The sequence below is a fragment of the Bradyrhizobium uaiense genome, assembly GCF_010811875.1.
Lineage (GTDB): Bacteria > Pseudomonadota > Alphaproteobacteria > Rhizobiales > Xanthobacteraceae > Bradyrhizobium > Bradyrhizobium uaiense.
In genome coordinates, this window is the sequence record NZ_VKHP01000573.1 from 1 (window position 1) to 540 (window position 540).

1 protein-coding gene is annotated in these 540 nt (G+C 57.2%); it reads left to right on the top strand.

The window, feature by feature from the left end; all coding sequences use genetic code 11:
* A partial coding sequence (locus tag FNJ47_RS46545) for a DDE-type integrase/transposase/recombinase (RefSeq protein ID WP_163163535.1) occupies nt 1-540 on the top strand: 540 nt, incomplete at both ends.

Consider the following 540-nt stretch of genomic DNA (forward strand, 5'->3'; position numbering starts at 1 on the left):
ACCATCCCGCATCTGACGCGGTCATCCCTGCATCGTTGCCTTCAGCGCCACGGCATCAGCCGATTGCCGGAGGTCGAAGGCAGTAAGCCCTCGAAGAAGAAGTTCAAGGCTTATCCGATCGGCTATTTCCACATCGACATTGCCGAGCTGCAGACCGCTGAAGGCAAGCTCTACCTGTATGTCGCCATCGATCGCACCAGCAAGTTCGCCTTCGTGCAACTGGTCAGGAAGACGGGACGGACTTCCGCCTCGGCCTTCCTCGAAGCTCTAATCGCGGCAGTCCCCTACAAAATCCACACAGTTCTCACCGACAATGGGATCCAGTTCACTTTCCCACCGCGCTATGCGGGCGGCTCGACGGCAAGATACGTGACACACATGTTCGATATGCGCTGCCAAGAGAACGGGATCGAACATCGGCTGACCAAGATCAAGCATCCCTGGACCAATGGCCAGGTCGAGCGCATGAACCGGACCATCAAGGAAGCGACCGTCCAACGCTATCACTACGATCGACACCATCAGCTCGAAGCTCACCTG